The sequence below is a fragment of the Alcaligenes sp. AB3 genome, from assembly GCF_031844565.1.
GTDB lineage: Bacteria > Pseudomonadota > Gammaproteobacteria > Burkholderiales > Burkholderiaceae_B > Alcaligenes > Alcaligenes faecalis.
The window spans coordinates 202,112-228,871 of the sequence record NZ_JAUZVM010000002.1 but is presented as its reverse complement, the minus strand read 5'-3'; the positions used below and the strand labels follow the sequence as shown (position 1 = coordinate 228,871).

Annotated in this window: 22 protein-coding genes; 14 read left to right on the top strand and 8 right to left on the bottom strand. The window is 56.7% G+C overall.

The window, feature by feature from the left end; translation table 11 throughout:
* Positions 1 to 31: 31 nt before the first annotated feature.
* Genes Q9R35_RS06085 through apbC form a run of 3 tightly spaced genes read right to left on the bottom strand, consistent with a single transcriptional unit; the run spans position 32 to position 7,050 of the window.
* Positions 32 to 4,180 carry a translocation/assembly module TamB domain-containing protein gene (locus Q9R35_RS06085; RefSeq protein ID WP_311219546.1) on the bottom strand — a complete coding sequence of 1,383 codons (4,149 nt, stop codon included), beginning with the start codon at positions 4,178 to 4,180 and terminating at the stop codon, positions 32 to 34.
* On the bottom strand, positions 4,180 to 5,958 hold the full coding sequence (locus Q9R35_RS06080) for an autotransporter assembly complex family protein (RefSeq protein WP_042482911.1): 1,779 nt from the start codon (positions 5,956 to 5,958) through the stop codon (positions 4,180 to 4,182). Before Q9R35_RS06080 ends, Q9R35_RS06085 begins: the two co-directional genes overlap by 1 nt.
* Positions 5,959 to 5,964: 6 nt before the next feature.
* Positions 5,965 to 7,050, bottom strand: a complete 1,086-nt coding sequence (apbC, locus tag Q9R35_RS06075; RefSeq protein WP_311219545.1) for an iron-sulfur cluster carrier protein ApbC — start codon at positions 7,048 to 7,050, stop codon at positions 5,965 to 5,967.
* A gap of 102 nt (positions 7,051 to 7,152) precedes the next feature.
* On the opposite strand from apbC, the gene Q9R35_RS06070 reads away from it, so the two are divergent.
* From Q9R35_RS06070 to Q9R35_RS06060, 3 genes are all read left to right on the top strand, one after another.
* Positions 7,153 to 7,410 carry a hypothetical protein gene (locus Q9R35_RS06070; RefSeq protein WP_045930818.1) on the top strand — a complete coding sequence of 86 codons (258 nt, stop codon included), beginning with the start codon at positions 7,153 to 7,155 and terminating at the stop codon, positions 7,408 to 7,410.
* 218 nt (positions 7,411 to 7,628) lie between these two features.
* Positions 7,629 to 9,698, top strand: coding sequence for a methionine--tRNA ligase (metG, locus tag Q9R35_RS06065; protein WP_197313436.1), 2,070 nt, complete (start codon positions 7,629 to 7,631; stop codon positions 9,696 to 9,698).
* Between the two features lie 196 nt (positions 9,699 to 9,894).
* Positions 9,895 to 10,791: a cation diffusion facilitator family transporter gene (locus tag Q9R35_RS06060; protein ID WP_311219544.1), complete on the top strand. Its 897-nt coding sequence runs from the start codon at positions 9,895 to 9,897 to the stop codon at positions 10,789 to 10,791.
* Positions 10,792 to 10,836: 45 nt separating this feature from the next.
* On the opposite strand, the gene Q9R35_RS06055 is transcribed toward Q9R35_RS06060, so the two are convergent.
* Positions 10,837 to 11,739, bottom strand: a complete 903-nt coding sequence (locus Q9R35_RS06055) for a LysR family transcriptional regulator (RefSeq protein WP_042482895.1) — start codon at positions 11,737 to 11,739, stop codon at positions 10,837 to 10,839.
* Positions 11,740 to 12,053: 314 nt separating this feature from the next.
* Between Q9R35_RS06055 and Q9R35_RS06050 the strand changes: the two genes are divergently transcribed.
* The 10 genes from Q9R35_RS06050 (at position 12,054) to Q9R35_RS06005 (ending at position 22,768) form a co-directional block, all read left to right on the top strand.
* Positions 12,054 to 12,890 (top strand): bifunctional allantoicase/(S)-ureidoglycine aminohydrolase, encoded by an 837-nt coding sequence (locus Q9R35_RS06050; RefSeq protein ID WP_042483533.1) that lies wholly within the window; start codon positions 12,054 to 12,056, stop codon positions 12,888 to 12,890.
* A 174-nt stretch (positions 12,891 to 13,064) separates the two neighbouring features.
* Positions 13,065 to 13,538: a nucleoside deaminase gene (locus Q9R35_RS06045; protein WP_311219543.1), complete on the top strand. Its 474-nt coding sequence runs from the start codon at positions 13,065 to 13,067 to the stop codon at positions 13,536 to 13,538.
* A gap of 131 nt (positions 13,539 to 13,669) precedes the next feature.
* Positions 13,670 to 14,839: a YncE family protein gene (locus Q9R35_RS06040; RefSeq protein WP_311219542.1), complete on the top strand. Its 1,170-nt coding sequence runs from the start codon at positions 13,670 to 13,672 to the stop codon at positions 14,837 to 14,839.
* Positions 14,840 to 15,209: 370 nt separating this feature from the next.
* Positions 15,210 to 16,619 (top strand): GNAT family N-acetyltransferase, encoded by a 1,410-nt coding sequence (locus Q9R35_RS06035; RefSeq protein ID WP_311219541.1) that lies wholly within the window; start codon positions 15,210 to 15,212, stop codon positions 16,617 to 16,619.
* A gap of 13 nt (positions 16,620 to 16,632) precedes the next feature.
* Positions 16,633 to 16,812, top strand: a complete 180-nt coding sequence (locus tag Q9R35_RS06030; RefSeq protein WP_125303786.1) for a hypothetical protein — start codon at positions 16,633 to 16,635, stop codon at positions 16,810 to 16,812.
* A 178-nt stretch (positions 16,813 to 16,990) separates the two neighbouring features.
* Entirely contained in the window at positions 16,991 to 17,776 is a 786-nt protein-coding gene (locus Q9R35_RS06025; RefSeq protein ID WP_026485007.1) for an aldolase, read from the top strand.
* Positions 17,777 to 17,815: 39 nt separating this feature from the next.
* The gene (locus Q9R35_RS06020; RefSeq protein WP_226348120.1) at positions 17,816 to 19,144 is read left to right on the top strand and encodes an MFS transporter; all 1,329 of its coding nucleotides are present in this window, start codon (positions 17,816 to 17,818) and stop codon (positions 19,142 to 19,144) included.
* Positions 19,141 to 19,749 (top strand): 2-hydroxychromene-2-carboxylate isomerase, encoded by a 609-nt coding sequence (locus Q9R35_RS06015; protein WP_311219540.1) that lies wholly within the window; start codon positions 19,141 to 19,143, stop codon positions 19,747 to 19,749. Before Q9R35_RS06020 ends, Q9R35_RS06015 begins: the two co-directional genes overlap by 4 nt.
* Positions 19,750 to 20,439: 690 nt before the next feature.
* Positions 20,440 to 21,318 (top strand): DNA-binding response regulator, encoded by an 879-nt coding sequence (locus tag Q9R35_RS06010; protein ID WP_311219539.1) that lies wholly within the window; start codon positions 20,440 to 20,442, stop codon positions 21,316 to 21,318.
* Between the two features lie 310 nt (positions 21,319 to 21,628).
* Complete coding sequence (locus Q9R35_RS06005) at positions 21,629 to 22,768, top strand: calcium:proton antiporter (RefSeq protein ID WP_311219538.1); 1,140 nt, start codon at positions 21,629 to 21,631, stop codon at positions 22,766 to 22,768.
* Positions 22,769 to 22,798: 30 nt separating this feature from the next.
* On the opposite strand, the gene Q9R35_RS06000 is transcribed toward Q9R35_RS06005, so the two are convergent.
* Positions 22,799 to 23,698, bottom strand: coding sequence for a LysR family transcriptional regulator (locus tag Q9R35_RS06000; protein WP_311219537.1), 900 nt, complete (start codon positions 23,696 to 23,698; stop codon positions 22,799 to 22,801).
* 193 nt (positions 23,699 to 23,891) lie between these two features.
* Here Q9R35_RS06000 and Q9R35_RS05995 point away from each other — a divergent pair, with 193 nt between their 5' ends.
* On the top strand, positions 23,892 to 24,665 hold the full coding sequence (locus tag Q9R35_RS05995) for an SDR family oxidoreductase (protein ID WP_063688870.1): 774 nt from the start codon (positions 23,892 to 23,894) through the stop codon (positions 24,663 to 24,665).
* A gap of 137 nt (positions 24,666 to 24,802) precedes the next feature.
* On the opposite strand, the gene Q9R35_RS05990 is transcribed toward Q9R35_RS05995, so the two are convergent.
* From Q9R35_RS05990 to Q9R35_RS05980, 3 genes are all read right to left on the bottom strand, one after another.
* Positions 24,803 to 25,006, bottom strand: a complete 204-nt coding sequence (locus Q9R35_RS05990; RefSeq protein WP_199265378.1) for a helix-turn-helix transcriptional regulator — start codon at positions 25,004 to 25,006, stop codon at positions 24,803 to 24,805.
* Complete coding sequence (locus tag Q9R35_RS05985; RefSeq protein ID WP_199265377.1) at positions 25,007 to 25,417, bottom strand: hypothetical protein; 411 nt, start codon at positions 25,415 to 25,417, stop codon at positions 25,007 to 25,009.
* A 165-nt stretch (positions 25,418 to 25,582) separates the two neighbouring features.
* Complete coding sequence (locus tag Q9R35_RS05980; protein WP_311219536.1) at positions 25,583 to 26,530, bottom strand: helix-turn-helix domain-containing protein; 948 nt, start codon at positions 26,528 to 26,530, stop codon at positions 25,583 to 25,585.
* Between the last annotated feature and the right edge of the window lie 230 nt (positions 26,531 to 26,760).

Sequence of the window (26,760 nt, the reverse complement as noted above, 5' to 3'; positions counted from 1 at the left end):
AACGGCCTGTACTGCGTCAAACTGCGCTGTCTTACTCCGGAGAGAACCAGCGGTAAATCAGGGCCAGACCATTGACGGTTCCGGCGCTCAGCTCGGCGGTCAAACCACGAGCCAGTCGGTAACTGGCCCGGCCTACGGTGCCGGTATCGGCCATGGCCTGCTCCAGGCTGACCGAGATATCCGCCGTCAAGGCTTTGGTAATGGCAATGAACTTGCGCTCTTCATTACTGGTGCCGCTGTTCAGGGATTTGACCACACTTTCCACCGGCAAAATGCTACCGGCACTGCCCAGGTCGCCCGAGCGCATGGCCACTTCATCAATCCCGAACTTGCGGTAGAAGGGCTCGCCATCGCCCAGGAAGGACGTACCCACGCTAAGCAGCAAGGCCATGTCGCCACCCGAATCATCCGGCCCGTGACCCAGCAATAGCCAGGACAATTTTTCAACTTCGCTGACTTCAGGATAGGACACCAGATCGATGCGGGGCTTGCGTGCCGTACCGGCTACCTTAACACCTGCTTCCACAGCCTGACCGGTACGCACAGCCTCAATGTCCAGGATAGGAGATGTGATATCGCCCTGGAAGGTCACGGTTCCGCGCTTGAGCAAGAGCTTCTGGCCATACAGTTCAATTCGGCCCCCACGAGTACGCAAGGCTCCCATGCCAGTCAGCTTGCCGCCAATCATGGTGACCCGCAAACTGCCCACCAGACCGGAGTTCACGCCGTAGCCCGTCAGGTAAAAGCGCGGCCCCAGGTCCACATCAATTTCCATGCTCATGTCGGTTGCGGCCTGGGAGGGCTCGGAGGCTGGCTCGTCCCCTGCCCGCACAATCACCACATCACTATCAACAGTAGGAATGCCACCGAGCATGTCCAGGTTGAACCAGCCCGCATCAGCTACCACCTTGCCGGTAATGGCAATGCGCGGCAATTCCATGTCCAGATTGATATTGCCGGACATCATGGCGTAACGATCCGAACGCTGCAAAATCGGGAAGCGGAAAATATCGACGTCAAACGCCCCTTGCTGCGTGCTCAGGTTCCATTGCCCGGAAACCGTCAGCTTGCCGTCCTTGGCATCCGGGCTTTCCTTCAACCAGGTGGCCGTACGCCACTCTTGTGGCTCGACTCGTGGGCGGGCCGGGAAAGTCAGCGAATCCAGACGGAAAATATCATCATCAAAACTGGCATCCAGTTGCCCGTCGATCAGACGGATACCGTCGTCCAGGCGAGTAAAGCGCAACTCGCGGCCAGTGACCGTACCACGGCTGGTCCAGGCCCATTTCGCGCCTATATTGATATCCACATCCGCGTTCAGACGTCCGCCCAGTTCCATGGCATCGCCCAGGAACAAGCGCGTCCAGCCCAGGTCGTCGATATTGGCTTTGATGCTGACAGACTTGGGATCATTTTCGTTGATTGCCAGTCCATGAATGGGGGTCTGCGCCTTGGCCGTGACATAGCCCATTTCCTTGGTGCGCACATCCAGCTGCGCATCCACGCGGCTGCTGGTGGCCGAAGTGGGTTTGGCATTGATAACGACGCTCAGGTCTTCCAGACCCAAGGACATTGGGGGATCGGCAAAAACCTGCACATCACCGGCAACCCGATCCACTCTCACCTGCCCAGCCAGGGCCCCATTGAACTTCAAATCCCAACGGGCCTTGATATCAATTTCAGGGGGCTGGGTTTTCTTGTGCTTGGCAATCGTGACCCCGCCCCCTTTGGCTTTCTCCGGGTTCTCCTGCACCCCTACCTTGCGCAACAAACGTGCGATGCGAGGCTCGGACAAAACCAGGTCCAGCAATTCACCCCGGCTGGTCCACTGTCCTGGCTGATACGTGGATTCCTGATGGCGCAGATTGATCCAGGGCTCACCATCGACGGTAGTGCTCAAAGTAGCCGCGCCCACGCGTAACGACCAGCGTTCCAGTGGCGGTGGGGCAGCACGCGCCGCGGCAACATCACCCTCGACAGCTGCCGCTTTGTCGGATGTTGTGGCACCGCTTCCATCTGCCGTATTGACTGCCGCACTATTACCTGCACTCTGCTCCACCTCAGCGGGCGTGGCATCTTCATTCACCAAGGCCGGAGCCGCCGTGGACTCTGGTTCTGGTTGGACGGCGGACGTCGTATCTGTCTTGGCAAGGGATTCTTGCTGCGCAGGCTCTGGTGCGCGCAGTGCATCGGTAAAGCGCAGTGGCATGGCCGACTGCAAACGCACAGCCAAACCTGCGTGGTCGGCCTGCAAACGGCTTAGTTTGCCATCCCAGTAAGCTGCCTTGCCCTGATCGGCGAAATGCCAGCCGCCTTCCAAAGCCAGATCAGCTTGCGCGCTACCCTGGCCCAATTGCCCACTTTCTTTTCCGCCCAAATCATATTGGCCTTTTAGCTGCAAGGTGTGACGCGACACGTCACCTCGCAGTTGGCCTTGTGCTGATGCCTTGCCCAACTCCAGGCCGGGCCACAACTGCTCTGCTTTAGGCATATTGACTTGCAAGTCCAGCGCCGCCGTGCCGCTTATGCCCAGATCGCCCTTCAAGAGCACCTGGTTGTCGCCGACTTTCAAATCAGTCAGGACATCGCTCAAGCTCAACTGACGCCACCAGTCAGGCGCGCCCGGTTGTGCCGGTGCGGAGGCTTTTGCCTTGATCTGCCCTATCGCCGACTGCTTGTTCCAGCGGCTGCCTTGCAGCAGTTGAACATCAACGTCCGCAGAGAGTATTTGCTCTTTATCGGCCAGCACCACATCAAACTTGCCCTGGCTATTGATCAGGGCATCGGGCAACACATCGCCTAGTAATGCATGCAAGTCCAGCTTGTCGCTGCTGAACTGACCTTTGAAATGATCCTGGACATGCACACCTTCCTGAGTGGCATCCCAGGCAAAGTCTGCATCCAGCGAGGACTCGTCCGGCAGCTTCACGGCCAGTTTGGCCTGGCGCACTGGCACGGTATCCAGCGGGCTCAAATCTGCACTGGCATCCAGGCTATAGCCCTGGCCATGCCCCTTGAGCAGCAAGGTGGCTTGTTCCAGAGAGCCATTCAAGGTGATTTGAGCGTTGACCACACAATCCGGCAAAGGCTCGGGTTCAGGAACAGCAACCGGCTCCTGAATACGTTCCTCATCAACAAGACCTGCACTGCCCCCAGGTTCGGAGCTGCTGACTCCGGCGACACTATGGGCATCTACAGGCTGGTCGACTGGCTGGCTAGCAGGAGTTTCATGACTCGATGCGCTGGCCTCAGATTGACCTTGCTGTGTTGTCGCACTCTGTGCAGGTTCGGCACTTTGCTCTGCTGCCTTTTCCGACGTTTTTTCTGATGATTTTTCTGCTGCTTTATCTGCAGTCTGCTTGTCCGCTTGCGCAGCCGCGGGAGCTGCAGCAGCCTTGTCACTGGACTTGACCGTTTCAGCAGCGGCTGTTTGTCTGGACTGATCCACCACTACCTTCGCGGCAGGTTTGCCGGACTTCGATTGCTCTGCGTAAGCCGGCAAATACTGCTTCGCGCAAATGGGCGAATCCGCCGTCAAGCCACGGGCGATGATTTGTATATCGGCTCGCGCCGGATAAGGCGCTTCCAGACCGGCCAGCTCCACTTCGCCCTGAAAACCAGCGCGGATGGACTCATTGGCCACCATCAAATCGTAAAGGCGCAGCTGTGCGCTGTCGGAATCCACAGCCAGGGCCGAGGACAAATCCGCAATGGCTACCGGCAAGGGAGTGCCATCTTGCGTGAGCAAGAACTGGCCCAAGGCCAGCTTGTCCACGGCAATGCTGATGGGCAGCTCAGGCATCTTGAAGGGTTCATCAGATTTGGGCTCGTCCGAGGAGGTCAGGGCCACATCCACTTTATGGGCGCTTAACTCCACCACATGCAAACGGCGCTCCCACAACTCCTTCCAGTTGGCCTGCAAGCGCAAACGCTCGATATCGACATGGGTATCCGGCAAGCTCAGGACCAAGTGATCGATACTCAGACCGTCCCAGATTGTTCCGCGCACGCCTTGTGCACTACCCTGCGCATACGGCAAAGCCGTGCGCAGCGCCCAACTGGTCCCGGCCTGACTGGCCAGCACCCAATACACAAAGCCGCACACAAGCAGCAGGGCAATCACCACAAAGGGAATGCCCCACAAAGCAAAATATCGGAACCAGCGCCGAACCCAGGCCATTAAAATGCGATTCCCAAAGAGAAGCTCAGACGTACACGCTTGTCTCGCTGACCGTACGCCAGATCAAGGTTGAAAGGCCCAGCCGGTGTGCGCACAACTGCGCCCAAACCGTAACCCCAGGCCAGATCCATATCACCAAAACTGGATGCAGCATCACCCACATCCACAAAGGCGCGCATGCCATACATACTGGTAAAAAAGTGGGTGTATTCCACACTGGCCACTGCCATGGCAGGTGCGCCTACAACGGCATCATTGGCACGCAAGCCAATGCTTTGATATTTGTAACCACGGATGCTGCGCGCGCCCCCGGTCCGATAACCGAAGTCTGGCGGTGTCCGGTCTGTCATGCGCCAAACCTTGCCGACTTCACCGCGCAAGGACAGGACATCCCGATCCCCGATAGGCCACCACTGTTGCAATCGCAGATTGCTGCGGTAAAAGGTTTCGCCCTTGTCCAAGGTGATACCCGCGCCCACACCAAAATCGATCAGATTACCTTCACGCGGATCGTACTTCTTGTCCACGTCCCGACGCAGCCATTGCCAGGTTGCAATCGCGGAAGGTGTTTCACGGGTGGGCAAACCAGAAATCTTGGTCTTGTCCCAGGCACCCAGCACACCCCATTCGGTTTCGTACTCCACCCGGCTATTGCCAGCAGCCTGCCGTTCCTGGCGCAGCTTCCAACCCAAGGCGGCACGTTCGGTGTCCAGGCCTTCAATGTCGGAGCGATCGTACAAAACCCCAAAACTGTTCTTGTAGCCACTAAGTGTGGGTGGCAAGTGAATGTCATAAAAAGCACGTTGGCGCTTTTTATCCACGCCGATACCGGCCTCGGACCAGATCGGCAGTCCAAACACAATGTTTTTACGGTAAAGGGCTTCAGCTCGAACACCGTGATCGCTATCAAAGCCCAAAGAGCCGGTGAACTGGCGGGCCGGTGCCTCTGTGACGCGCACCCGCACAGGCAACTCCACATCTCCGTCAGGAAGCTCTTTCTTTTTGCCATCCCCTTCGTCCAGCGTGACAAAGGCGCCCCGGAAAAACGTAGTGGCCGCCAAGGATTGCTGCCACTCGTCCAGCTTGTCCTGATCGTAAGGATCACCAGGGGTATAGCGCACGTAGCGATCCACCAGTGACTGGGGAACACGCTTCAGGCCGGTGGTTTCCAGAGGCCCCATGCGAACCCGCGGCCCACTATCCACTTTCAGGGACAGGTCGGCCACCCCCTCATCAGCCAGTACCGTTGCCCGCGTGTCTATATAACGAGCGTAATAAAAATCCTGACGCTGTACGCTTTCCAGCAAATCCGCCTTGGCCGAGGCCCAGACCGAGTTCAGGAAAGGATCCTCTTTCTTCAAGGGGAAGCTGGCCTTGATGCCTTCCAGACGCACCTGGTATTCCGGCTCCTGAATCTTGCCCTTGAAGTCCAGATCGATGTCGCGCACCCGCGTGATTTCGCCCGGACGGATGATGATGTCCCAATACTCGCCATTGGAGTCTTCACCCACCTCCAGCGTGACGACTGAATCAAAATAGCCCTGCGTTTGCAAGGCTGAAACGGTCGCATCGTGGGCACGGCGACGCAGACGCGTCACCTCCCCCAAGTCCTGATCTTCAGCCAGACGCGTGATTGCGCTGACCGCACGCTGAATCTCCTTCAGCGCCTGGGGAGGCACGCCCCCCGGATCAATAATGACATCGGGAACAGAAGACTGAGCCCAAACTGCAGGGCTCAGGACTATCGAGAACAACAGGCAAAAGCCGGATTTGCGCATACGTACTCAAAGAGGACGAGGAACAACCTTGGGGCGCTGCCCCGACGTGTCTGGAGGAAGTTGCGACAAGTTAGCCGAAACGCGATTGGCAATCTCGTGATAGAGGCGAGCCTCGGGGCTGTCCGCGCTGGCAATCACGGTTGGGGTACCGGAATCGGTCTGAGCCCGAATGCTCATTGCCAACGGCAAGGCACCCAGCCAAGGCACGTTGAACTGGCTGGCCATATCGCGACCACCATGCTGACCGAAGACCGGGTCAGCATGACCACAGTTCGAGCAGATATGGACCGACATGTTTTCCACAATACCCAGGACAGGCACATTCACCTTCTGGAACATGTTCAAGCCGCGCTTGGCGTCGATCAGGGCCAGATCCTGAGGCGTGGTCACAATAACGGCACCGGTCAATGGCACTTTTTGCGACAAGGTCAACGCGATATCACCCGTGCCCGGAGGCATGTCGATGATCAGATAGTCCAGATTGTCCCAACGCGTTTGTGTAAGCAGCTGTGTCAGCGCCTGGGTAGCCATCGGGCCACGCCAGATCGCAGGAGCGTCTTCGTCCAGCAGGAAACCAATCGAGTTGGCTTGCAGACCGTGACCAATCAATGGCTCCATCATCTTGCCGTCCGCACTGCGCGGGCGCTCGTGCAGACCCAGCATGGTGGGCACGCTGGGACCATAAATATCCGCGTCCAGCAAACCGACACGCGCGCCTTGCATATGCAGGGCTAAGGCCAGGTTCACCGAGGTTGTACTCTTGCCTACACCGCCCTTGCCCGAGGACACCGCAATAATGTTGCGGATATTGGGCATGGGGCGCAAGCCTTCCTGCACAGCATGTATGCCGATGCGAGGGCTCAAATGCAGCTTGGACAGGGTGGCACCCACGCCCGCCAAGGCTTGCTCGATACGTTCGCGCAGCTGCCCCTGAATGTCATAAGCCGTGTAGGGCAGATGCAAAGTCAGCTCAACCTGGTTCTGGTTAATGCTCAGTTCGCATCGACCCGCATCGACCGATAACTTCTTTAACGTGTTGGGATCGGTCACACTCGCCAGGGCTTGCAACACGCGCTCGGAACTCACTGTCATTTATCCAAAACCTTGATATAAAGAAACATCACCATACCTTTAAACCAGAAAATTAGCGGTTCAAGAGGAATTTTTTTACACTTATGATGTCATACTAACCCTATGAACACATTTAACCAGATTATCCGCACAGCCCTCTTTGTCTTGCTGACAATTTTCGGTGCAATCATGGCGTTTATCTTCATGGTTTCTACCGCTATTGCGATCGGCATTTTATACATTGTGGCGCGTATTAGTGGCCGTCCTTTCGGCGTCAAAGCCTATTGGGATCAGCGCCGCCGCCCTGCCGCTGCCAGCAAACAGTCGACTGCACCACGTTCGCGTGATGTTACCGACATCGAGATGCGCGAGATTCCTTAACAGTTCTTGACTGTGCGCCACGTATTTGGCGAGCAGCAACGCTGATTAGGCATTGCTCCCGAACACCCTGAGTCGTCAAAGGCTCAGGGTGTGTGCATTTGTATCATTCGCAATGGCCAATCAGCATTTTGCCCGTGGACATTCCTCTGTCTGGCGCAGCACAAGTGCGCAATAGACCGTAGAATCCTTGTTCTCTTTCTCTTTTATTTTGTTAAGTCATGTCACGAACGATATTTGTTACGACCGCCCTGCCGTATGCCAACGGCTCGTTTCACATCGGCCACATCATGGAATATATCCAGGCCGACATCTGGGTTCGGTCCATGCGAATGTCGGGACATACTGTGCATTTTGTGTGTGCGGACGACGCCCACGGCGCGCCCATCATGCTCAAGGCAGAAAGCGCTGGCATTACCCCCGCCCAACTGGTGGACAAGATTGCGGCCGAACGCCCCACCTACCTGAACGGTTTTAACGTCAAATTCGACCACTGGCACCGTACGGACTCGCCAGACAACGTCGAGCTGGCCCAGGATATCTACCGCACGCTGAAAAGCGCCGGCTTTATTGACACCCGCACCATCGAACAGTTCTACGATCCGGTCAAAGGCATGTTCCTGCCCGATCGTTACATCAAGGGCGAGTGCCCCAAGTGTCACGCCAAGGACCAGTACGGCGACAGCTGCGAAGTCTGTAGCGCGGTTTACGCTCCTACCGAACTGATCGAGCCCTACTCCACACTGACCAATGCGCGTCCGGTGTTGAAGACTTCGGAACACTTCTTCTTCCGTCTGTCCGACCCACGCTGCGTGGCCTTCTTGCAAGAGTGGACCACGGGCAAGAACGCCCAGGGCAAGCCACGTCTGCAATCGGAAGTGCTGGGCAAGACCCGCGAATGGCTGGGTACAGGCGAAGGCGCTGAAGCCTCCCTGAACGACTGGGACATTTCGCGTGACGAGCCGTACTACGGCATCCCGATTCCTGATGCTCCCGGCAAATACTTCTACGTCTGGCTAGACGCGCCGGTTGGCTACCTGGCCTCCTTGAAAGCCTATTGCGCCAAAGCCGGTCTGGACTTTGATGCCTTGCTGGATCCGGAAGGCAGCACCGAGCAGGTCCACTTCATCGGCAAGGACATCGTGTACTTCCACGCCCTGTTCTGGCCTGCCATGCTGAAGTTCTCCGGCCGTAAAGTGCCTGACGCATTGAACGTGCACGGTTTCATCACCGTTAGCGGCGAAAAAATGTCCAAGAGCCGTGGCACCGGCATTTCGCCTCTGCGCTACCTGGAACTGGGCATGGATGCCGAGTGGATGCGCTATTACATGGCCGCCAAGCTGAACTCGCACGTTGAAGACATGGACTTCAACCCTGACGACTTCATTGCCCGCGTCAACAGCGACCTGATCGGCAAGTACGTCAACATCGCCAGCCGTGCGGCCAACTTCATCAGCAAGCACTTTGATGGCAAGCTGGCTTACCAGGGCGACACCTCCGAGCTGCAAAACCAGCTCAAGGAAGTTGCCGAGAAAGTCCGCGCCGATCTGGAAAGCCGCGAATACGGCCGTGCCGTACGCCAGATCATGGCTCAGGCCGACATCATCAACCAGGCGTTCGATACAGCCCAGCCCTGGGTCATGGCCAAAGGCATTGCGACTGCCGAGCAAGCCCAGAAAGATGCGCTGCAAGATATTTGCTCGCGCACGCTGGCTGGCTTCAAGGGCTTGTCCGTCATGCTGACCGCCATTTTGCCTACCCTGACCGATCGCGTTGCCCGCGAGCTCTTCGGTCTGGATCGCAGCTTTGTCTGGGATGATGTGGCTTCCCTGCCCGATCACATCGCCCCCTTCAAGCACCTGATGCAGCGTGTAGACAGCGCCATGGTGGACGAGCTGCTGGCCCCCCCGCCAGCCCCCGTCGTGCTGCCCGGTGGCGAAGCCATTGCCGACACCATCGACATCAAGGACTTCATCAAGGTTGACCTGCGCATTGCCAAGATCGTGAGCTGCGAAGCCGTGGAAGGTTCGGACAAGCTGCTGCGCCTGAGCCTGGACGCTGGCGAAGGCCGTTTGCGTCAAGTGTTCTCCGGCATCAAGTCGGCTTACCAACCCGACGACCTGATCGGCAAGCTGACGGTTCTGGTAGCTAACCTGGCTCCTCGCAAGATGCGTTTTGGCGTGTCCGAAGGCATGGTGCTGGCCGCCAGCCATGCTGATGACGCCGTAGATCAAGGCATCTATATTCTGGAGCCCTTCCCGGGCGCCCAGCCTGGCATGCGCATCAATTAAGACGCATTCCTGATACGCAAAAAAGCCTCGCCCACCAAGCGAGGCTTTTTTGTATCCATATACCAAAGAATAGGCTCAAAACAGCCTGCCAAGCCCCTTTCAGCGCCCCGCTGTCCAGGAAAGCCGATACACTCTATATCTTGAAACCGCTGTATTGATGCACAGTCTGCTGCTCTGAACGCAAGGACCTTTTGGCATGGAAAATATCCCCCCCTCAGATCTGGATCGGCACCGTGGGGCCCAACGCTCCACCTGGGTCAGTGTCACGGTCAATATCGGTTTGAGCATGCTGCAAATTGTGGTGGGTCTGTTTGCCCATTCGCAGGCCCTGATTGCCGACGCCATCCACTCCCTGTCTGACCTGCTATCGGACTTTGTAGTGCTGATTGCCAACCGCCATAGCCGCCGAGGGCCGGACGCCGATCATCCCTATGGGCATTTGCGCTACGAAACGGCGGCAACCTTGGCCATTGGCGGCCTTTTACTGGCCGTAGGTGCAGGCATGTTGTGGAACGCTGTCTCTGCCCTGCGTGATCCCAGCAGTATTGAAGCCGTACACCCTATTGCTCTGGCCATTGCCTTCATCGCACTCTGTAGTAAGGAACTCCTGTTTCGCTACATGCTGCGCGTAGCAAAACGTCTGCGCTCGACCATGCTGGTAGCCAATGCCTGGCATGCGCGCTCGGATGCAGCTTCCTCCTTGGTTGTCAGTGTCGGGGTGATGGCCAACCTGGCAGGCTTGCCACTGGGTGATCCCCTGGCCGCCAGTGTGGTGGGCTTGATGATCCTGCGCATGGGCTGGAAATTCTCCATCGGCGCCTTTCACGACCTGACCGACAAGGCCGTCGACCAGGAGACCGAAGAGCGTATTGCCAAGCTTTTACGCGAAACGCCTGGCGTGGAAGGCATACACCAACTGCGCACCCGCAAGCTGGGCGACATGATCTGGGTAGAGGTGGACCTGGAAATGGATGGCACCCTGAGCATCGCCCAAGGGCACGAGATTGCTGTAGCGGCCCGGGAGCGTGTCATGGCTCAAGAGCCGGTGCTGGATGTGATGACGCACTTTGATCCAGTCACACCCAAGCGCTAGAACCCGGCCTACCTTTCCCGCTCGCGCAAGTCGAACGCCACGTCATCAAGCGCGGCGTTCACTCTCCGGAGCCAGCATCTCGACCAGCACACGAGACAAGGCCGTCACCATGTCATTAGCATGAGGCCGATGCAAGATCGCCAGTTCGAAAGCATCAATACGGGGCAGGCCTTGCGCTTGCCCCAGTTCAATATGATCAGCCCGCACCGCACGCCGTGGCAGCAAGCTGATCCCCATCCCGTCTGCCACCGCCCCCTGAATACCGCTCAAACTGGAGCTGGTAAAACTGATACGCCAACGTCGCCCCAAGGACTCCACTGCACTGATGATTTCCTCTCGATAAACACCACGGCGCGGGAAGGTCACCAACGGGATAGGGTCCAGGTGAAAAACTGGATCAGTCGCGCTATCCACCCAGGCAGTCTGCTCGGGTAAGCAGGCAACCGCTTCACGGGCATTGTGACGCTGTTTGACCAGCACAAGATCCAGCTCGCCCTGATCGTAGGCAGCCAGCAAATCGCTGCTCAAGCCGCTACTGACCTCCAGCCGAACCTGCGGAAAACGGCGATTGAAACCCGCCAAGGCCCGCATGGTCTGGCCGTTGGTAAAGTCCTCTGGCACACCCAGGCGTACCGAGATGGTGACCAGGGACCCCGACAAGGCTTCTGACAACTGATGATTCAGAGCCAGCATCTGACGGGCATAACCTAACAGGGTCTGCCCCGCTTCAGTCGTGCTGACACCCCGGCTGGCCCGGTCCAGCAGACGCAGCCCGGCCAGTTCCTCCAGGCGCCGCACTTTCTGGCTGATCGTGGACTGCGTGGAATGCAAACGTGTGGCGGCCGCCGTGAAGCTGCCGCAATCGACCACCGTCAACAAGGCCAGCAGCAGGTCCAGGTCGTACAAAGGCCGATTCAGGCTGGGACTGCTTGATAGTTGATGGTCCATTCGTTCAAAACCCTTCTGAAACCCGTCTATGGCACAAGTAAATTGTCGGCTACCGCTTGATATTAGCTTCGCAACAAGGATGAACAGTGAAGCTGTAGCCTACGGCGTGCGGACAACAGTCTCCACAACCCCGTTCATTCAAAAATCAAATACTAGAGATTTATACATTTAATTTGTAAATATCACCAGCAATCGTTAAGGTGTATTGGTCCCGCGCATTACAACGACATCCCGCCTGTGCCTTTTGCCAGCCGCCGGGATTGCGCCGTGCCGTTCGACAGATTTTTCCTTACTGAATTTCAATGGGAATCAACATGTCCAAAGTCAATTACTACGCCCCTCCCGGTGGCCACCCTCCTCAGACTCAATTGCTGACGGATCGCGCCATGTTCACCGAGGCCTATGCCGTGCTGCCCAAAGGCGTGCTGCAAGACATCGTGACCAGCTTCCTGCCCGGTTGGGAAAATACCCGTCTGTGGGTATTGGCACGTCCTCTGTCCGGCTTTGCCGAGACCTTCTCCCAATACATCATGGAAGTTGGTCCTCAGGGTGGCAGTAACAATCCTGAGTCCGATCCCGAAGCCGAAGGCGTGATTTTTGTCGTCAAGGGCCAGCTGGAACTGGTTCTGGAAGGCACCAAGCACATCATGGAAGAAGGCGGCTATGCCTTCATTCCTCCTTCCACCAACTGGACCTTGCACAACCGCACGGGCGAGCTGGCCAACTTCCACTGGATCCGCAAGCGCTACCAGCGCGTGGAAGGCCTGGATGCACCAGAAGCCTTTGTGACCAACGAAAAAGATGTGAAACCTGGCGTCATGCCTGATACCGAAGGCCGTTGGAGCACCACCCGTTTCACCGACATGTCCGACCTGCGTCACGACATGCACGTAAACATCGTGAACTTTGAACCCGGTGGCGTAATCCCCTTCGCTGAAACGCACGTGATGGAACACGGCCTGTACGTTCTGGAAGGTAAAGCCGTTTACCGCCTGAACCAGGACTGGGTTGAAGTGGAAGCCGGTGACTTCATGTGGCTGCGCGCCTTCTGCCCACAGGCTTGTTACGCGGGCGGTCCTAGCCGTTTCCGCTACTTGCTGTACAAAGACGTAAACCGTCATGCAAACCTGACCATTGGCGGCAACCGCTAATAGGGCATGAAACAGAACAGCCGCTGCCCGTCAGCGGCTGTTTTGCATTACAAACACGCCAAACCAGAACGCGCCCCCCTTATGCCGCCTGTACCCGCAGGTGTCCCACGAGGCGCAAATAGGGACTCTGGTTTCAAGGCTCATTCCAACCTTGCCTCTCTACAGGAGAAAAACATGAACGATAAGCACTATCTGCTGCGCTCCATCCAGATCGCCGAAGAGAATGTCGCCCGCGGCGGCCAGCCCTTTGGCGCAGTGCTGGTGCGTGATGGTCAAGTTCTGGCCGAAGGGGTTAATGAGACCTACATTGCCCATGACCCCACCGCGCACGCTGAGATCCAGGCGCTGCGTACTGCCAGCCAGAACGTGAAAAGCAGCAGCCATGCAGGCAGCACCATGTATGCCAGCGGCATCCCCTGCCCCATGTGCATGGCCGCCATGATCGCCTCGGGCGTGGAGCGCGTGGTGTATTGCGCCGACGATGAGGAAGGCGAGCCCTTTGGCTGGTCTACCGAACCCTTCTACAAAAAAATGCAGCAGGACTTTGGCAAGCAGGGCGTGAAAATGGAGCACCTGCCCTTGCCGGAAAAACGCAAAGTGTATGAAGCCTGGCAAGCCCGCTTTGGAAACGGCTCCAAGCAGGACTAAAACAAAGGCCATTCAAAACCCTGCTTGATCGCAGGGTTTTGCGTATTTACATAGACAGACAAGTCAGAAAAGTTTATAAAACAGAGCAGTTATAGTAACGATTCTCATTTATTGAATCCCAAAGGAAATACATGATTGCGTCCCGCCCTGCCTCTTTAAAAATGATTGTTGCCTCCGTAATGGGTGCCTTGCTGCTCAGTGCATGCCAGACCGCGCCGCAATGGCAACAAGCGGGCCAAACATCGTCCTTTAACGCGACTGCCCCTCAGGCACAGGTCACCTTCCGTCAGGACACCATTGATGGTGCCTACGAAATTCTGGCCGCCAAGGACAGCAAGCAGTTGTTTGTTGCCGCCACGCCTTTGTTCGAAGACCGCGCTGCTGGCTTCCTGCACGTTCTGGACCAGGACACCCTGCGTGAATCGCAGCTGATCCAATTGCCGCGCCGTGCCTTCGCGCTGGGCCTGAACCAGAAAACTCACACTCTGTACGTGGGCAACACCCTGGACGGCTCACTGCTGGCAATCAACAGCCTGAACGGCACCGTCAAGCAACTGATCCAACTGGGTCAGAAAGAAGACAAGGGCGGCTGGGAACACACCCGTAAAGTCGTGATTGACGAGCAGGACAACCGCATCTTCGTGACCAACCCCTCTGAAGGTGGCCGCGTATGGATTGTGGACGGCGCCGAAGGTCGCATCCTGCATAACATCGATAACGTAGGCCTGTGGCCTGCTGGCGCTGCCTACGACGCCAACACCAAGCGCCTGTTCGTGGGCCACGGTGGCAAGGACGAAATTGCTGTCATCAACCCGGCCACAGGCGCTATCGAACAGCGTTTCACCACTGGCGATGCAAAAAGCGACAAGCGTGAAGACTCCCGCCACTTCTTCGTGAACATCACGCTGAGCGCCGATGGCAAGAAACTGTTTGGTGCTGACGCCAACACCGGCAAGATCTACGTGTTCGACACCACCTCCGGCAAAGTGGAAAACACCGCTGAAGTCGGTCTGGGTCTGCTGGATATCGTGTACAACGACGCTCGTAAAGAACTGATCGCCACCAACCGTGGCGTGGATCGTGAAACGCCTGCCGGCACCGGCTCGGTCACCATTCTGGATGCCAATACCCTGGCCGTGAAACACCGCATCAGCGCCCCTGTGCACCCCAACAGCGTGACTCTGAGCGCTGACGGCCAGACCGCTTTTGTCACCATCAAGATTCCTCATGGCGACAAGAGCCCGCACTACCTGAAAGGTGCCAAAGACAGCGTTCTGCGTCTGAACCTGAATCAGCTCTAAGCCTCTGGCTTGAAGCCTGACCCCAAGCCGAGACTACCCGCAAGGTAGCTCGGCTTTTTTCATGCCTGCCACTTTGGTCTGCCAGGCGGCCTGCTCAGCATCTGTGCTTGGGCTGCAGGATAGTTTTGTCTGCTGTTCAAGCCCTAAGCCAGGGCCCGCCATAACTGGCTCTTGAACGTTTCAAAGCTGTTTTAGCAATGCGGTCTGGAAACAGGCAGCAAAGCGGATTGCTGCAACCAGCCACTTGCTCAATAGAATCAATTAGCGGCCTAGCAAGACACCTCTTGTCTCCCGGCCTCACACTCCCTTTCCCGCCTCCAGTTATGCCACAGATTGGCATTTCTGGAGCGTTTTCTATTGAAGACAAGTCATGGTTCAGCTGAACGCGTATCACCAGCCTATTGGCCCCTCGCTCCCTCATTGGCAAGCCCGTCCGCAGCCAGCACGCTGCGTTCTGCACGGCAAATACTGCCGTCTGGAAGCGGTGAACCCGGCGCAACATGGCGACAGCCTGTACGAGGCCTACAGCAGCGCCAGCGATGGCCGCGACTGGACCTATTTGTCTGTAGAACCCTTTACCAACCGCGCGCAGTTCGATCAGCACCTGCACACCATCAGCCAGGCCAGCAATGCCGTGCACTACGCCGTCGTGGAGCAAGCCACAGGGCGCGCACTGGGCACCTTGTCTCTAATGCGTATCGACCCGCAAAACGGTTGTATTGAAGTGGGTTTTGTCGCTTGGTCACCCGCCCTGAAACAAACCCGCATGGCCACCGAGGCCCACTACCTGTTGATGGCTTATGCGATTGATGGCCTGGGCTACCGCCGCTACGAATGGAAGTGCGACACACACAATGCTCCTTCACAAGCGGCTGCACGACGACTGGGCTTTCGTTATGAAGGCATCTTCCGTCAGGCGATCGTGTACAAGGGCCGCTCGCGCGACACAGCCTGGTTCTCCATTACCGATCAGGAATGGCCTGCCCTGAAAGCGAATTTCCAGGCCTGGCTGGCGCCCGAGAATTTTGATGAGCAAGGCCGTCAAAAACACCGTTTGGGGCAACAACTCACTGTCGCTCCGACCGGCCCGGGGGCCCGCCGCCTGAAACAAATGCTGGCCCTGCAAGCCGAACTGAACCAGCTGATTGATCCTGACTGGCGAGTCGCCAAGCAGGACTACTACCGGGCGATCTGGGTGGAATGTGCAGAACTGGCCAGTTACCTGGATTGGAAGTGGTGGCAGCATAGTGAACGCAATCTGCCGCAGCTCCAGCTGGAGCTGATCGACATCCTGCATTTTGGCCTGTGCGATGTCCTGCGTGCCAAGGATGATCTGCGCGAGCAAGAGGCCGCCACCGCACTGAATCAGCTCCAGCACGCACCAGCCATCGCCAGCGACTCGGCGGCCATCATGTCGGCTCTGGAACGCTTTACCTCGCGTGTCCTGGAGACGCGCCAGTTTGATTTCAGCGGCTTTGCCCAACTGGCCAGCCTTTGCGGCTTGACCCTGGATACGCTCTACCACTCCTACGCTGGCAAGAACGCCTTGAACCGCTTGCGCCAACTGCGTGGCTATCAGCATGGTCACTATCACAAGCAATGGGGCGGTCAGCAGGACAACGAGCATCTGGCGCTGCTGCAATCGCGTCTACCCACCGAGCAAGACAACTATCCCGAATTGATCCTGCATGCCCTGCAAGACAGCTACGACACGTTTTTTTCGGGAGGCACACCAGCCCGCAACGGTGCCGCCGTACCGCCTCCCCTTTCTTCACGTTGACAAAGGACTGTCCATGTACCTCGACTGCGATTGTTCCATTAGTGTCTTTCTGGACTCGCCTAAACCGGACTCCAATCCCGTGGAAAGCAATGACACGCGCCATCCACCCGATCCCCGGCCACAGCCGCATAAGGTGCAACATCCCTGGTCCCGCTCGCGACGCCGCGAGCGATCCCGCTGGCGTCAGGGCTGATCTGCCCAGTGCCTGCCTCCTTGCCCGGCCCCAGCCGGGCTCGTCCCCTTAGTAAGGCCCCAAGCAAATGGAATAGGAGCTATGAGCCAGCGCGCATAGCTCCTCTTGATGTAAATCAAGACAATGAATCCCATCGTCGGCACAAGGATCGACGAGGCATACCAAAGGAGACAAGCACATGGATACCCCACTCAGAGACAAATCCTATTTTGATGAACGCGCCACCAAAGAGATGGCCACTCATCTGCAACAAGTACAGCGCGACACCCGCGAAACCATGGCATTTGCCTGCCGCATCCTGGCCATGACCGAGCAGGAAGCCGGTCTGGCGGGCCAGATCAGCGTCCGTTCCGAGCGTCCCGGTGCGTACTGGACCCTGCGCTTTGGCCTGGGTTTTGACGAGGCCACCCCCGAAGACTTCATTGAAGTGGACCGCGACTTGAACACCCTTAGCGGCGAAGGCATGGCCAACCCGGCCACCCGCTTTCACCTATGGGTCTACGAGGCTCGGCCTGACGTCAATTCCATCATCCACACGCACTCGCCCTGGGCCACGGTGCTGGCCACCGCCCGCCAACCCTTGGTGATTTCGCAAATGGACATGACGCCCCTGCACAATGACTGTGCATTTCTGGGCGAATGGCCTGGCGTGCCCATCGCCGATCAGGAAGGCGTCATCATTTCCAAGGCGCTGGGTGACAAGCGCGCCATTATTCTGGCCCACCACGGTTATCTGACCGCAGGCAAGAGCTGCCAGGAAGCCACCTACCTGTCGGTATATCTGGAGCGCGCCGCACGCCTGCAAGTACGCGCACAAGCGGCCTTTGGCCCGCTTACTCCTGTGGACGATACGCTGGCGGCCGAAGCACACGACTATCTGCTCAAGCCCTCCATCGTGAACGCTACCTTTGACTACTGGTCCCGTCAGACCCAAGGCATTGCGCCCTTAACTAAAACTCGCTGACGCCCGTACCCAATCCCCAGCTTCCACCAGGAGGTCGCTATGACGATGCCTAACCATGGACAGGCGCGTTCGTCGCGCCAGTACGTTACCGCTGGCTTGGCCAGCATGATGGGAACCACCATAGAGTGGTATGACTTTTTTCTGTACGGCACCGCTGCCGCACTGATTTTCAACAAGATCTTTTTCCCCGCCTTTGACCCGATCACCGGCACGCTGGCGGCCTTTGCCACCTACTCTGTGGGCTTTTTTGCCCGTCCTTTGGGAGGATTTGTTTTCGGCCATTTTGGAGACAAGCTGGGCCGAAAATCCATGCTGCTGATCACGCTCTTTCTAATGGGGATTCCCACCATCCTGATCGGCCTGATTCCCTCGTATGAAAGCATTGGCTACTGGGCCGCTGTGCTGCTGGTTCTGATGCGTTTTCTGCAAGGCATTGCCGTGGGCGGCGAATGGGGCGGGGCCGTGCTGATGGCGGTTGAACATGCCCCGGAAGGCAAGAAAGGCTTTTTCGGCAGCTTGCCGCAAACAGGGGTTGCCCCCGGCCTGATCCTGTCTTCCCTGGCCATGGGAGCCGTCGCCAGCCTGCCCGAAGAAGACATGCTGTCCTGGGGCTGGCGTCTGCCTTTTCTGGCCAGTGTTGTCTTGCTGCTGGTGGGCTGGTGGATACGCGCCAAAGTGGCCGAGTCCCCCGACTTCGAGCAGATGAGTAAAAAGGGCAAACAGGTTCCGATCCCCGCCCTGGAAGTCCTGCGTCATTACCCGCGTGAAGTTCTACTGGTCGTGGGAGGCCGTCTGGCCGAAGTGACCTGGTTCTACACGGTGGTGACCTTTGCCCTGGCCTACGCGACCACGACCTTGGGGGTGGAGCGCAGCGTCATGCTGGATGCCACCGTCTGGGGTGCCTTTGCGGCCCTGTTCACCATGCCGCTATTTGGCGTCCTGGGCGACAGAATCGGCTTCAAATGGGTTTTCATGGCAGGCACCATCTGCATGCTGGCGTTCTCCTCCACCTTCTTTTCCATGCTGGGCAGCCTGGACTCCAAGACCATCACCCTGGCGTTGGTGATTGCAATTGGGCTGGTCTATGCCGCGCTGTATGGCCCACAAGGTGGCCTGTTTTCCACGCAATTCCCACCTGAAGTGCGTTACAGCGGCATCTCCATTGCCGTGCAGGTATCCGGTGCCATCGGTGGCGGTCTGGCTCCCCTGGTAGCGACCTCCTTGCTGGCCTATGGCGACGGTCAACCCGACTACATCGTCTGGTACCTGAGCGGGCTGGGTCTGATTGCCTTTGCCAGTACCTGGTTCATGCACGGCCCTACGCATTTCTCCCTTCCCGCCCTATCCAACCGAAAGGTCCGCACATGAACACGCCCGATATTCACTACTACTTCTGGATGAATTCGGACTGGGCCTACCTGGGGGCCGACCGGCTGGAGGCGATCGCCCATAAACATGGCATCCCTATCCATTACAAACCCGTGGACTTGCCTCAGGTCTATGCCCGGACGGGCGGTGTTCTGTTGGGACAGCGCTCGCCCGAACGGCAGGCTTATCGCATTGCAGAGCTGCAGCGCTGGTGTCGCAAACTGGGCATACACGTGAACCCCACACCGCGCTTCATGTGCCCAGACGCCACCCTGGCTTCCACCCTGGTGATCGCAATCGATCAGGCTGGCTTGCCGGTGCTGGATCTGTACAAAGCCATTTTGCGAGCCCAATGGTGCGAGGAGCAGAACATTGCCGACCCAGCCCAACTGGCCAGGATCTTGCAGGCGTGCCAGCTGGACGCGGAGTACTGGCTGGAGCAGGCACCGCTGATGCAAAAGCAGTATCAAGCCCATACTGAAGAGGCCATTGCAGCCGGTGTCTTCGGTTCACCCACCTATGTGTACCAGGGCGAACTTTTCTGGGGTCAGGACAGGCTGGATATGCTGGACGAGGCCATCACTTTGGATCTTGCGCCGGCTTGACATCGGCTCCCCAGACCCACTCAAGCTGCTTTTAAAACAAGGGCGGGACAAGGCTGATCAAGCTTGTCCCGCCCTTCCTGTTCTCTGCTTGGTTTGCGGTCTTCAAACCTTCCCCACGTCCTCTGAAGGATTCAAACACGCCATATCAAACCCGATCTAAAAACCATATCAATTATCAAAAACAGACCTTGAAAATTGGTCAAAATCCAACAAAGAAGCGGCAAATAAACGCCTTGTTACTGACTGCGCTTCCTGCTTCGCTGAATCATCACAAAAACAGCTTCACAATCCGCAACGGACAAGCTCATCCGGATGCACACTCATGCGGGCAAAACCAAGGCTGGCCAGCCTGAACTTAGTCCTGCTTTCAGGTGTAAAGCCGTAGAATCACGCCTTCTCCTGCCAAAAAAATTCACCGATACGCCAGCGTAGCATTCCTGAGATTGGACATTTGGGTCCGGCTTAGGGCCCGGGTTTCGGGCTTTCGGCATGCCGCCTGCCAAAAATGAAATGCAATGAGCAATTTTGAAAATTTACTTTTTCCATTGATACAAAATGTTATGTCTGCCGTACGAATCATATCGATAGATTTTATCTATTCATTGAGTCTGTATTCTGAAGAAATTGGCTACTTGAGCAATGCCAGTAAAGGTAGCCGTCTTCGTCAGAAGAAGGGCGCGGGGCTTTATATTGAACAAATACGCCACTATAAAGTATCAGCCAGATCAAAAAATCAGGATTCTGCTGATCTCCAATAACACTCGACAGCACGAACAACTTCTTCAATCCCTGCTGGCTGGTGCTTTTCGGGTTTCTGTTGCCGCTGACGGAGTGCAAGGATATACCAAGGCCCAGTTAACGCTACCGGAACTTATCCTGCTGGATAAGCAATTGACGGGGATTGATGCTTTGTCCTTGACTCATATGCTGCAAGGATTAAAAGCCACCGCCCAAATCCCCATTATTATTCTGGATTCGCGCATGGACGGCAGCAGTGAGGAATGCGTCGCTTTTTTAAAGGCAGGAGCGGTTGATTACATTGGCAATCCGTATGCGGTAGACGAGGTCAAAGAACGGATCAACGTTCCCTTGCGCTGTCCCAAACAAATGACACCTGCAGTGATCTCGGGCAAGACTCCAAGCCAGCGACCCAGCACCACTGCCGAAACCAGCATGCTGATCCACGCGATTCAAAAAACCATCGATGCCAATCTGGGCTCGCCTCCCAGCCAGAAAGAACTGTGCGATATGTTCAAGATTTCACGTCGAAAAATCATGAATATATTTCAACGCAATTTTGGCTTGAGTGTGAGCAGTTATATCCGATTGCAACGCATGTATCGGGCCGAATATCTGCTGAAAACCACAGCACTAAAAATTGACGTCATTGCGACTGATTTAGGATTCTCCAGCCCAGCCAATTTCTCTACCGCATTCAAAACCTATGCGGGTGTCGCCCCTGGAAAATTCAGGCAGGCTATTGAAAAGAACAAACCCTATACAGAATACGCGGCTTGTGTCCGCTCCATGGGACCGCCTGTTTTTTCATCAGGTTGGTGTCCGCCATAAATAGCGATCCAAAATGGATGCAGACATTGGATAGCTGCAAGCAACCCCTGAAAATGAAAACTGCTTGAACGCCATGTCAGGAAGATAAGTAGAAGAGCCCGCCCCTTCCCCGCAGCATCTCGCCTGAATACAGAAAAAGATGGCTCCCCGCCACAAAAAATCCGGTTTCAGGCAGGCCACACTTGCCGCTTGAGGCCCAGGTGATAAAATCGTGGCTACTTGAATAGTTCAATTCAAAACAGATCCAGGACGACCTGGATCTGCTTTTTCAGCACAGGGACGGCCCTACCTCTTTGGCGGAGCATCCACGATGGCCCACCCTGCATCACCCTCAACTCAGCTCATTACTCCCATCACCTGGCTACGCTTGCTCGGTTCCTGGTCCATTGTTGTCCTGTTCATGATTTTTGGCGGGCAGTGGCTGGGAGATTCCTTGAACGGCACCACGGCGGCCGTCGTCTTTCTGGTGCTGTTCGTGACCATTCTGGCGGCCTCATTTGGGGTGGTCCGTGAAGCCGACCACCTGGCCCATCAGTTGGGCGAGCCTTACGGCACCCTGATCCTGACCCTGTCCATTGTGCTGATCGAAGTCATTCTGATCGCCTCGGTCCTGCTGGGGCCAGGTGACTTTCCCACCATAGGTCGGGACTCGATCTACGCCGTGATGATGATCATCCTGAACCTGATCACCGGGCTGTGTCTGATTGCCGGCGCAGCGCGCAATGGCGACCAGGAGTTCAACCGCCAAGGCACCAACACCTACTTGTCCATGATCGTCTTGCTGACCAGTGTGGGCCTGATTCTGCCCAACTACACCAGCACGGCAGGCGAGTTCAGCACGACCCAGGCCATCGGCATTGCGGTCCTGACAGGTCTCGTTTATGCCATCTTCCTGTATCTGCAAATGGGCAGCCACCGTCATGACTATGTACAGCCCAACCAGGCAGTGCAGAACGCTGAAGATGCGGCACCCGCACCGCGTGATCCTCAAGCGACCCGCGCCATGCTGATACGCAGCCTGGTGCTGATCGCCCTGATCTTGCCTATCGTCTTGCTGGCACACGATCTGGCCATTGTGACGGACTACGGTATCGCCGCTTCGGGCGCCCCCGTTGCTGTCGGCGGTGTGCTGATCGCGATTATCGTGTTCACCCCGGAGTCCATTACCGCCATCAAGGCGGCCATGAACAATGAAATGCAGCGCGCCATCAATCTGTGTCTGGGTGCCTTCGTCTCTACCGTGGGACTGACGGTGCCGGTGGTGCTGATGATTGGCCTGATCACCGGCAAACAAGTGATCATGGGCATCAGCAATACGGAAATCGTGCTGTTTCTGATCACGGCACTGCTCAGCATCTTGAGCTTTGGCGGCAAGCGAACCTCCCCCATTCAAGGCTATATGCACTTGATGGTGTTCGCGGTGTTCGGGCTGCTGCTGTTTTATCCCTGACGGCTTTCCCTTGCTGCCTATTGCCCCACACTACAAGGCGGAATGGTGCAGCAAGGTTTCCAGCCAATCCGCAAACACCTGAAAGCGGCGCGACAAGTGCTGGCGATGCAAATACAGCAAGGACATGGGCATAGGCGCGGCACGGTGATCCGGCAGCACCTCCACCAATTCACCTGCTTGCAAGTGCGCCTGTACATCGTAGGCAGGAATCTGGATCAACCCCAGGCCGGATAAACAACAGGCGATATACGCTTCGGCATTATTCACCGTTACGCGGCCTGGCAGATCCAGCACCTGACGCTTGTCCTGCTCCATCCATTCCCAAGGAGCCACACGTTCGCTGGTGGGCGAGGCATAACGTACCACTTGATGGTTGTCCAGATCCGCAGGCGTCTGGGGCATGCCATACCGGGCAAGATAGGCGGGACTGGCCACATTGATCAAGGGCAGGCTGCCCATCTTTCTGGCGATCAGGCCCGAATCACTTAAGGGCCCCACTCGCAGCACACAATCCACCTGCTCTTCGATCAAATTCACCTCGCGGTCCGTCACGCCCAGATGCACATGGACATGCGGATAGCTCTCCAGAAACTCTGGCAACGCAGGCGCCACAATCAGGCGACCTACCCGCCCCGGCACATCCACCTTGATTGTGCCTGTTGGCCCCACACTGGCCTGGCGAAACAGGTTCTCGGTTTCCTGCACATCGGCAATCACGCGCAGGCAACGCTCGTAGAAGGCCGCCCCATCTTGCGTGACCGTTACTTTGCGCGTGGTGCGATTAAGCAGGCGTGCGCCCACTCGGCCCTCCAGCTCCTGAATGGCCGCCGACACGGAAGAGCGCGGCATACCCAAGGTATCCGCTGCGCGGGTGAAATTGGCGCACTCCACGACTCGCGTAAAGATGCGAAACAGGTCAATGCGGTCCATGGCCTTCTCCAGATAAGCGGCCGTAAAACACGGGCTAGACCGCCAGCCCCGGTCTGCTCAAGCAGCGATGCTGATTGTTCGTTTTTTCAGACAAATGATGTCAGAACTAGATGATTTAAACAATTTCAGCGACTTATATCATGAAAAAACGAAAAGGCTTGCAGCCCGCAGCCCACACTAGCAAGGAGTCATCATGGCAAAGCACAGCATCAAAGGTAAAACCGTTCTGATTGCAGGCGGGGCAAAGAATCTGGGTGGCCTGATCGCCCGCGACCTGGCAGAACAAGGGGCGCGCGCCATTGCCATTCACTACAACAGCGACAGCTCCAAAGCGGATGCCGAAGCCACTGTCAAAGCCATCCAGGCCGCTGGCGCACAAGCCGTCGCCTTCCAGGCCGACTTGCGTTCGGCCAGTGCCATGGAAAAACTGTTTAGCGATACCGTCGCCGCCATTGGCCGCCCCGATATCGCCATCAACACGGTCGGCAAGGTACTGAAAAAATCACTGACCGAAGTCAGCGAAGCCGAGTACGAGGAGATGAGCGACATCAACTCCAAAACCGCTTTTTTCTTCCTGAAAGAAGCCGGCAAACACGTGCAGGACAATGGCAAAGTCTGCACCCTGGTCACGTCCCTACTGGGGGCTTTCACCCCGTTTTACGCCGCTTATGCTGGCACCAAAGCGCCGGTAGAACACTACACCCGCGCTGCCGCCAAAGAGTATGGCGCACGCGGTATTTCCGTCACGGCAGTTGGCCCTGGCCCTATGGATACACCCTTCTTCTATCCTGCCGAAGGTGAAGATGCCGTGGCCTATCACAAGACTGCCGCCGCCCTGTCCCCCTACTCCAAGACCGGGTTGACAGACATTGAAGATGTCGTGCCTTTTATTCGTCATCTGGTCAGCGATGGCTGGTGGATTACCGGCCAGACCATTCTGATCAACGGTGGTTACACCACCAAGTAAGAAAACGAGCCAGTGTTTGAGCCAGCAAGATCACTGCTTCGGGCTTGAGCACTGGCTTTTTTTCAACACCCACTTGTTGATGTCCAGGAGGCATCAACAAGCCACAGTGTCATCCAAGGTGCAATCCCCGTTCAGACTCAGGAGTCCCGATACGGGTTCTCGAAAATCTCTTCTACGGTCTGCCCGAACACGGCACTGATCTTGAAGGCCAGATCCAGGGATGGCGCATGTTTGCCCGTTTCCAGCGCATTCACTGCCTGCCGGGACACGCCCAAGCGCTCTGCCAACTCTGCCTGCGTCCAATTCGCCTCGGCCCGCAATACACGCAATCGGTTTTTCATTTAATCGCTAGTCCGGACAAAGGGTGAAACCAGGGCGAACACAGCCCAAAAGAAGGGGTAAATCAGCCAGGCAGGAATATGAGGCGCAGCGGCGTAGGTTTCCCCAAAGCCCCAGGCTGTCCACAAGGTCAGGGTTGCACCGGCGGCCAGCACAAAGCACTTGGCCACAATCACCCGCACAAACTCATCGCTTTGCGCCATCAAGCGCAAGGTGGCCCACACTTGTCCGGCAACCGGCAGGGCGACAGCAATGGCAATCAGCCAGCCAACCGGTCGACCAAGCAGGCTGTCGAACAGTCCCACAATGGTCAAGGCATTGACCAGGATATACACGCCCATAAAGAGCAAAGTGCGAATCAGATAGCGGCGGCCTGCTGATGGCGCAGGAAAGGAATTGCTGTTGGTGAGCATGTTTGAGCACCCAAATGTAAAATAAACCTGACTTTACAGAAGTCAAAACAACCCGTCAATAAGTAAAGCAAACCTTACATTCATGAAGATCGAGCGAGTCAGCCAGCCAGCATTGGTCCGCCACAACAACCAGCCTGGATATAAAGCCGCTTGAACAAGCAAAGTTCAAGACCTGACCGCGTATCCTAGCGTTGAAGGAGCTTGCCCAAACCGCGCCTGAAACAAACGGCTGAAATGGGAGAGGTCCTTAAAGCCACAGGCCATGGCCACCTCGGTCACCCGTTTGTGTTTCCCCTCCTCCAACAAACGGTAGCTCCGGATCAAACGCTGCTCCCACAGCCATTGCATAGGTGTGGTCGCTTCAAGCGCAAAGAGCCGATATAGCGTGCGAGTCGCCATGGACGAAGCACGCGCAATTTGCTCCACATCCAGTGCATCCTCATGCAGATGCGCCCGTATATAAGCCTTGATCTGTTCCAGACGCCGCTCCTGACGATTGGCCAGAGAAAGCGCAGAAGTTTCAGACTCGAAGACCGCAGAAAAGATGTCCAGCACCGAAGCCGTCACACGCTGATCCATGCCGTCCTCAGCAGATCTCCCCATACCAAGCAGTTGCTTGACCAAAGCCCCTGCCATCGGCCCCAGACGCGAGTTGGCTGCAATACGGTGCGCAGCCAGATTGCCCACCGAGGGCAAGCGCGTTGCCAATAAGGGGCGGGGAATCATGACCATGGCCGCGTGAGCCAAAGAGCCCAACTCCAGATCAAAAGGCCGTGATTGATCCTGAAGTACCAGATCCCCTGCTCCCAGGCTGACGTAGCGTCCGTCCTGACTCAGTTGAATATGGCCATCCAGCATGAGCCACAGCATGAAACAGTCGCGCTGGTCTTTACGGATATCGGCCTGCCGTCTGTTCACCCGTATAGCCTCCCCCTGAGGGGTGGCAGACCAGATGCTGCTCAAACCCAAACCACCAAAACTATTGAGGGTGACCCGCGCCTGAAACTGGGGCCGGGCAATCTGGCTGCATTCGGTCTGTGAAAACTGCCTACAAGTGACCTCGTGCCAGTGCTCAAAGCTGTCTCCGGGCTTGACCGCTATGATCGCTGTCATAGGTTCAGTCTCCATGATCGGCGCTATCTGCACCGATGGATTAGTCGTTTTTCAACAAGATTACGTCCATTACCCAAACACAGACAAGCCCTGAAAACACCAAGCCTCAGCCCCCTGCCGATGCACTGCCCAAGATGGCAGGTGCAGTCAAAAAAACCGTAAAAATGGCAGGGACAGCCAAGCCAAATCCACTTCATCCTCCTACTCTAAAAGCGTCTATGACACCGGCA

Coding starts and splice junctions, on each gene's coding strand:
- Q9R35_RS06045 (WP_311219543.1), top strand. CDS start 13,065: ATGAACGATAAGCACTATCTGCTGCGCTCCATCCAGATCGCCGAAGAG.
- Q9R35_RS06080 (WP_042482911.1), bottom strand. CDS start 5,958: ATGCGCAAATCCGGCTTTTGCCTGTTGTTCTCGATAGTCCTGAGCCCT.
- Q9R35_RS06030 (WP_125303786.1), top strand. CDS start 16,633: ATGTACCTCGACTGCGATTGTTCCATTAGTGTCTTTCTGGACTCGCCT.
- Q9R35_RS06020 (WP_226348120.1), top strand. CDS start 17,816: ATGACGATGCCTAACCATGGACAGGCGCGTTCGTCGCGCCAGTACGTT.
- Q9R35_RS05980 (WP_311219536.1), bottom strand. CDS start 26,530: ATGACAGCGATCATAGCGGTCAAGCCCGGAGACAGCTTTGAGCACTGG.
- Q9R35_RS05995 (WP_063688870.1), top strand. CDS start 23,892: ATGGCAAAGCACAGCATCAAAGGTAAAACCGTTCTGATTGCAGGCGGG.
- Q9R35_RS06050 (WP_042483533.1), top strand. CDS start 12,054: ATGTCCAAAGTCAATTACTACGCCCCTCCCGGTGGCCACCCTCCTCAG.
- Q9R35_RS06000 (WP_311219537.1), bottom strand. CDS start 23,698: ATGGACCGCATTGACCTGTTTCGCATCTTTACGCGAGTCGTGGAGTGC.
- Q9R35_RS06025 (WP_026485007.1), top strand. CDS start 16,991: ATGGATACCCCACTCAGAGACAAATCCTATTTTGATGAACGCGCCACC.
- Q9R35_RS06055 (WP_042482895.1), bottom strand. CDS start 11,739: ATGGACCATCAACTATCAAGCAGTCCCAGCCTGAATCGGCCTTTGTAC.
- Q9R35_RS06035 (WP_311219541.1), top strand. CDS start 15,210: ATGGTTCAGCTGAACGCGTATCACCAGCCTATTGGCCCCTCGCTCCCT.
- Q9R35_RS06005 (WP_311219538.1), top strand. CDS start 21,629: ATGGCCCACCCTGCATCACCCTCAACTCAGCTCATTACTCCCATCACC.
- apbC (WP_311219545.1), bottom strand. CDS start 7,050: ATGACAGTGAGTTCCGAGCGCGTGTTGCAAGCCCTGGCGAGTGTGACC.
- Q9R35_RS06085 (WP_311219546.1), bottom strand. CDS start 4,180: ATGGCCTGGGTTCGGCGCTGGTTCCGATATTTTGCTTTGTGGGGCATT.
- Q9R35_RS06040 (WP_311219542.1), top strand. CDS start 13,670: ATGATTGCGTCCCGCCCTGCCTCTTTAAAAATGATTGTTGCCTCCGTA.
- Q9R35_RS05990 (WP_199265378.1), bottom strand. CDS start 25,006: ATGAAAAACCGATTGCGTGTATTGCGGGCCGAGGCGAATTGGACGCAG.
- Q9R35_RS06060 (WP_311219544.1), top strand. CDS start 9,895: ATGGAAAATATCCCCCCCTCAGATCTGGATCGGCACCGTGGGGCCCAA.
- metG (WP_197313436.1), top strand. CDS start 7,629: ATGTCACGAACGATATTTGTTACGACCGCCCTGCCGTATGCCAACGGC.
- Q9R35_RS06015 (WP_311219540.1), top strand. CDS start 19,141: ATGAACACGCCCGATATTCACTACTACTTCTGGATGAATTCGGACTGG.
- Q9R35_RS05985 (WP_199265377.1), bottom strand. CDS start 25,417: ATGCTCACCAACAGCAATTCCTTTCCTGCGCCATCAGCAGGCCGCCGC.
- Q9R35_RS06070 (WP_045930818.1), top strand. CDS start 7,153: ATGAACACATTTAACCAGATTATCCGCACAGCCCTCTTTGTCTTGCTG.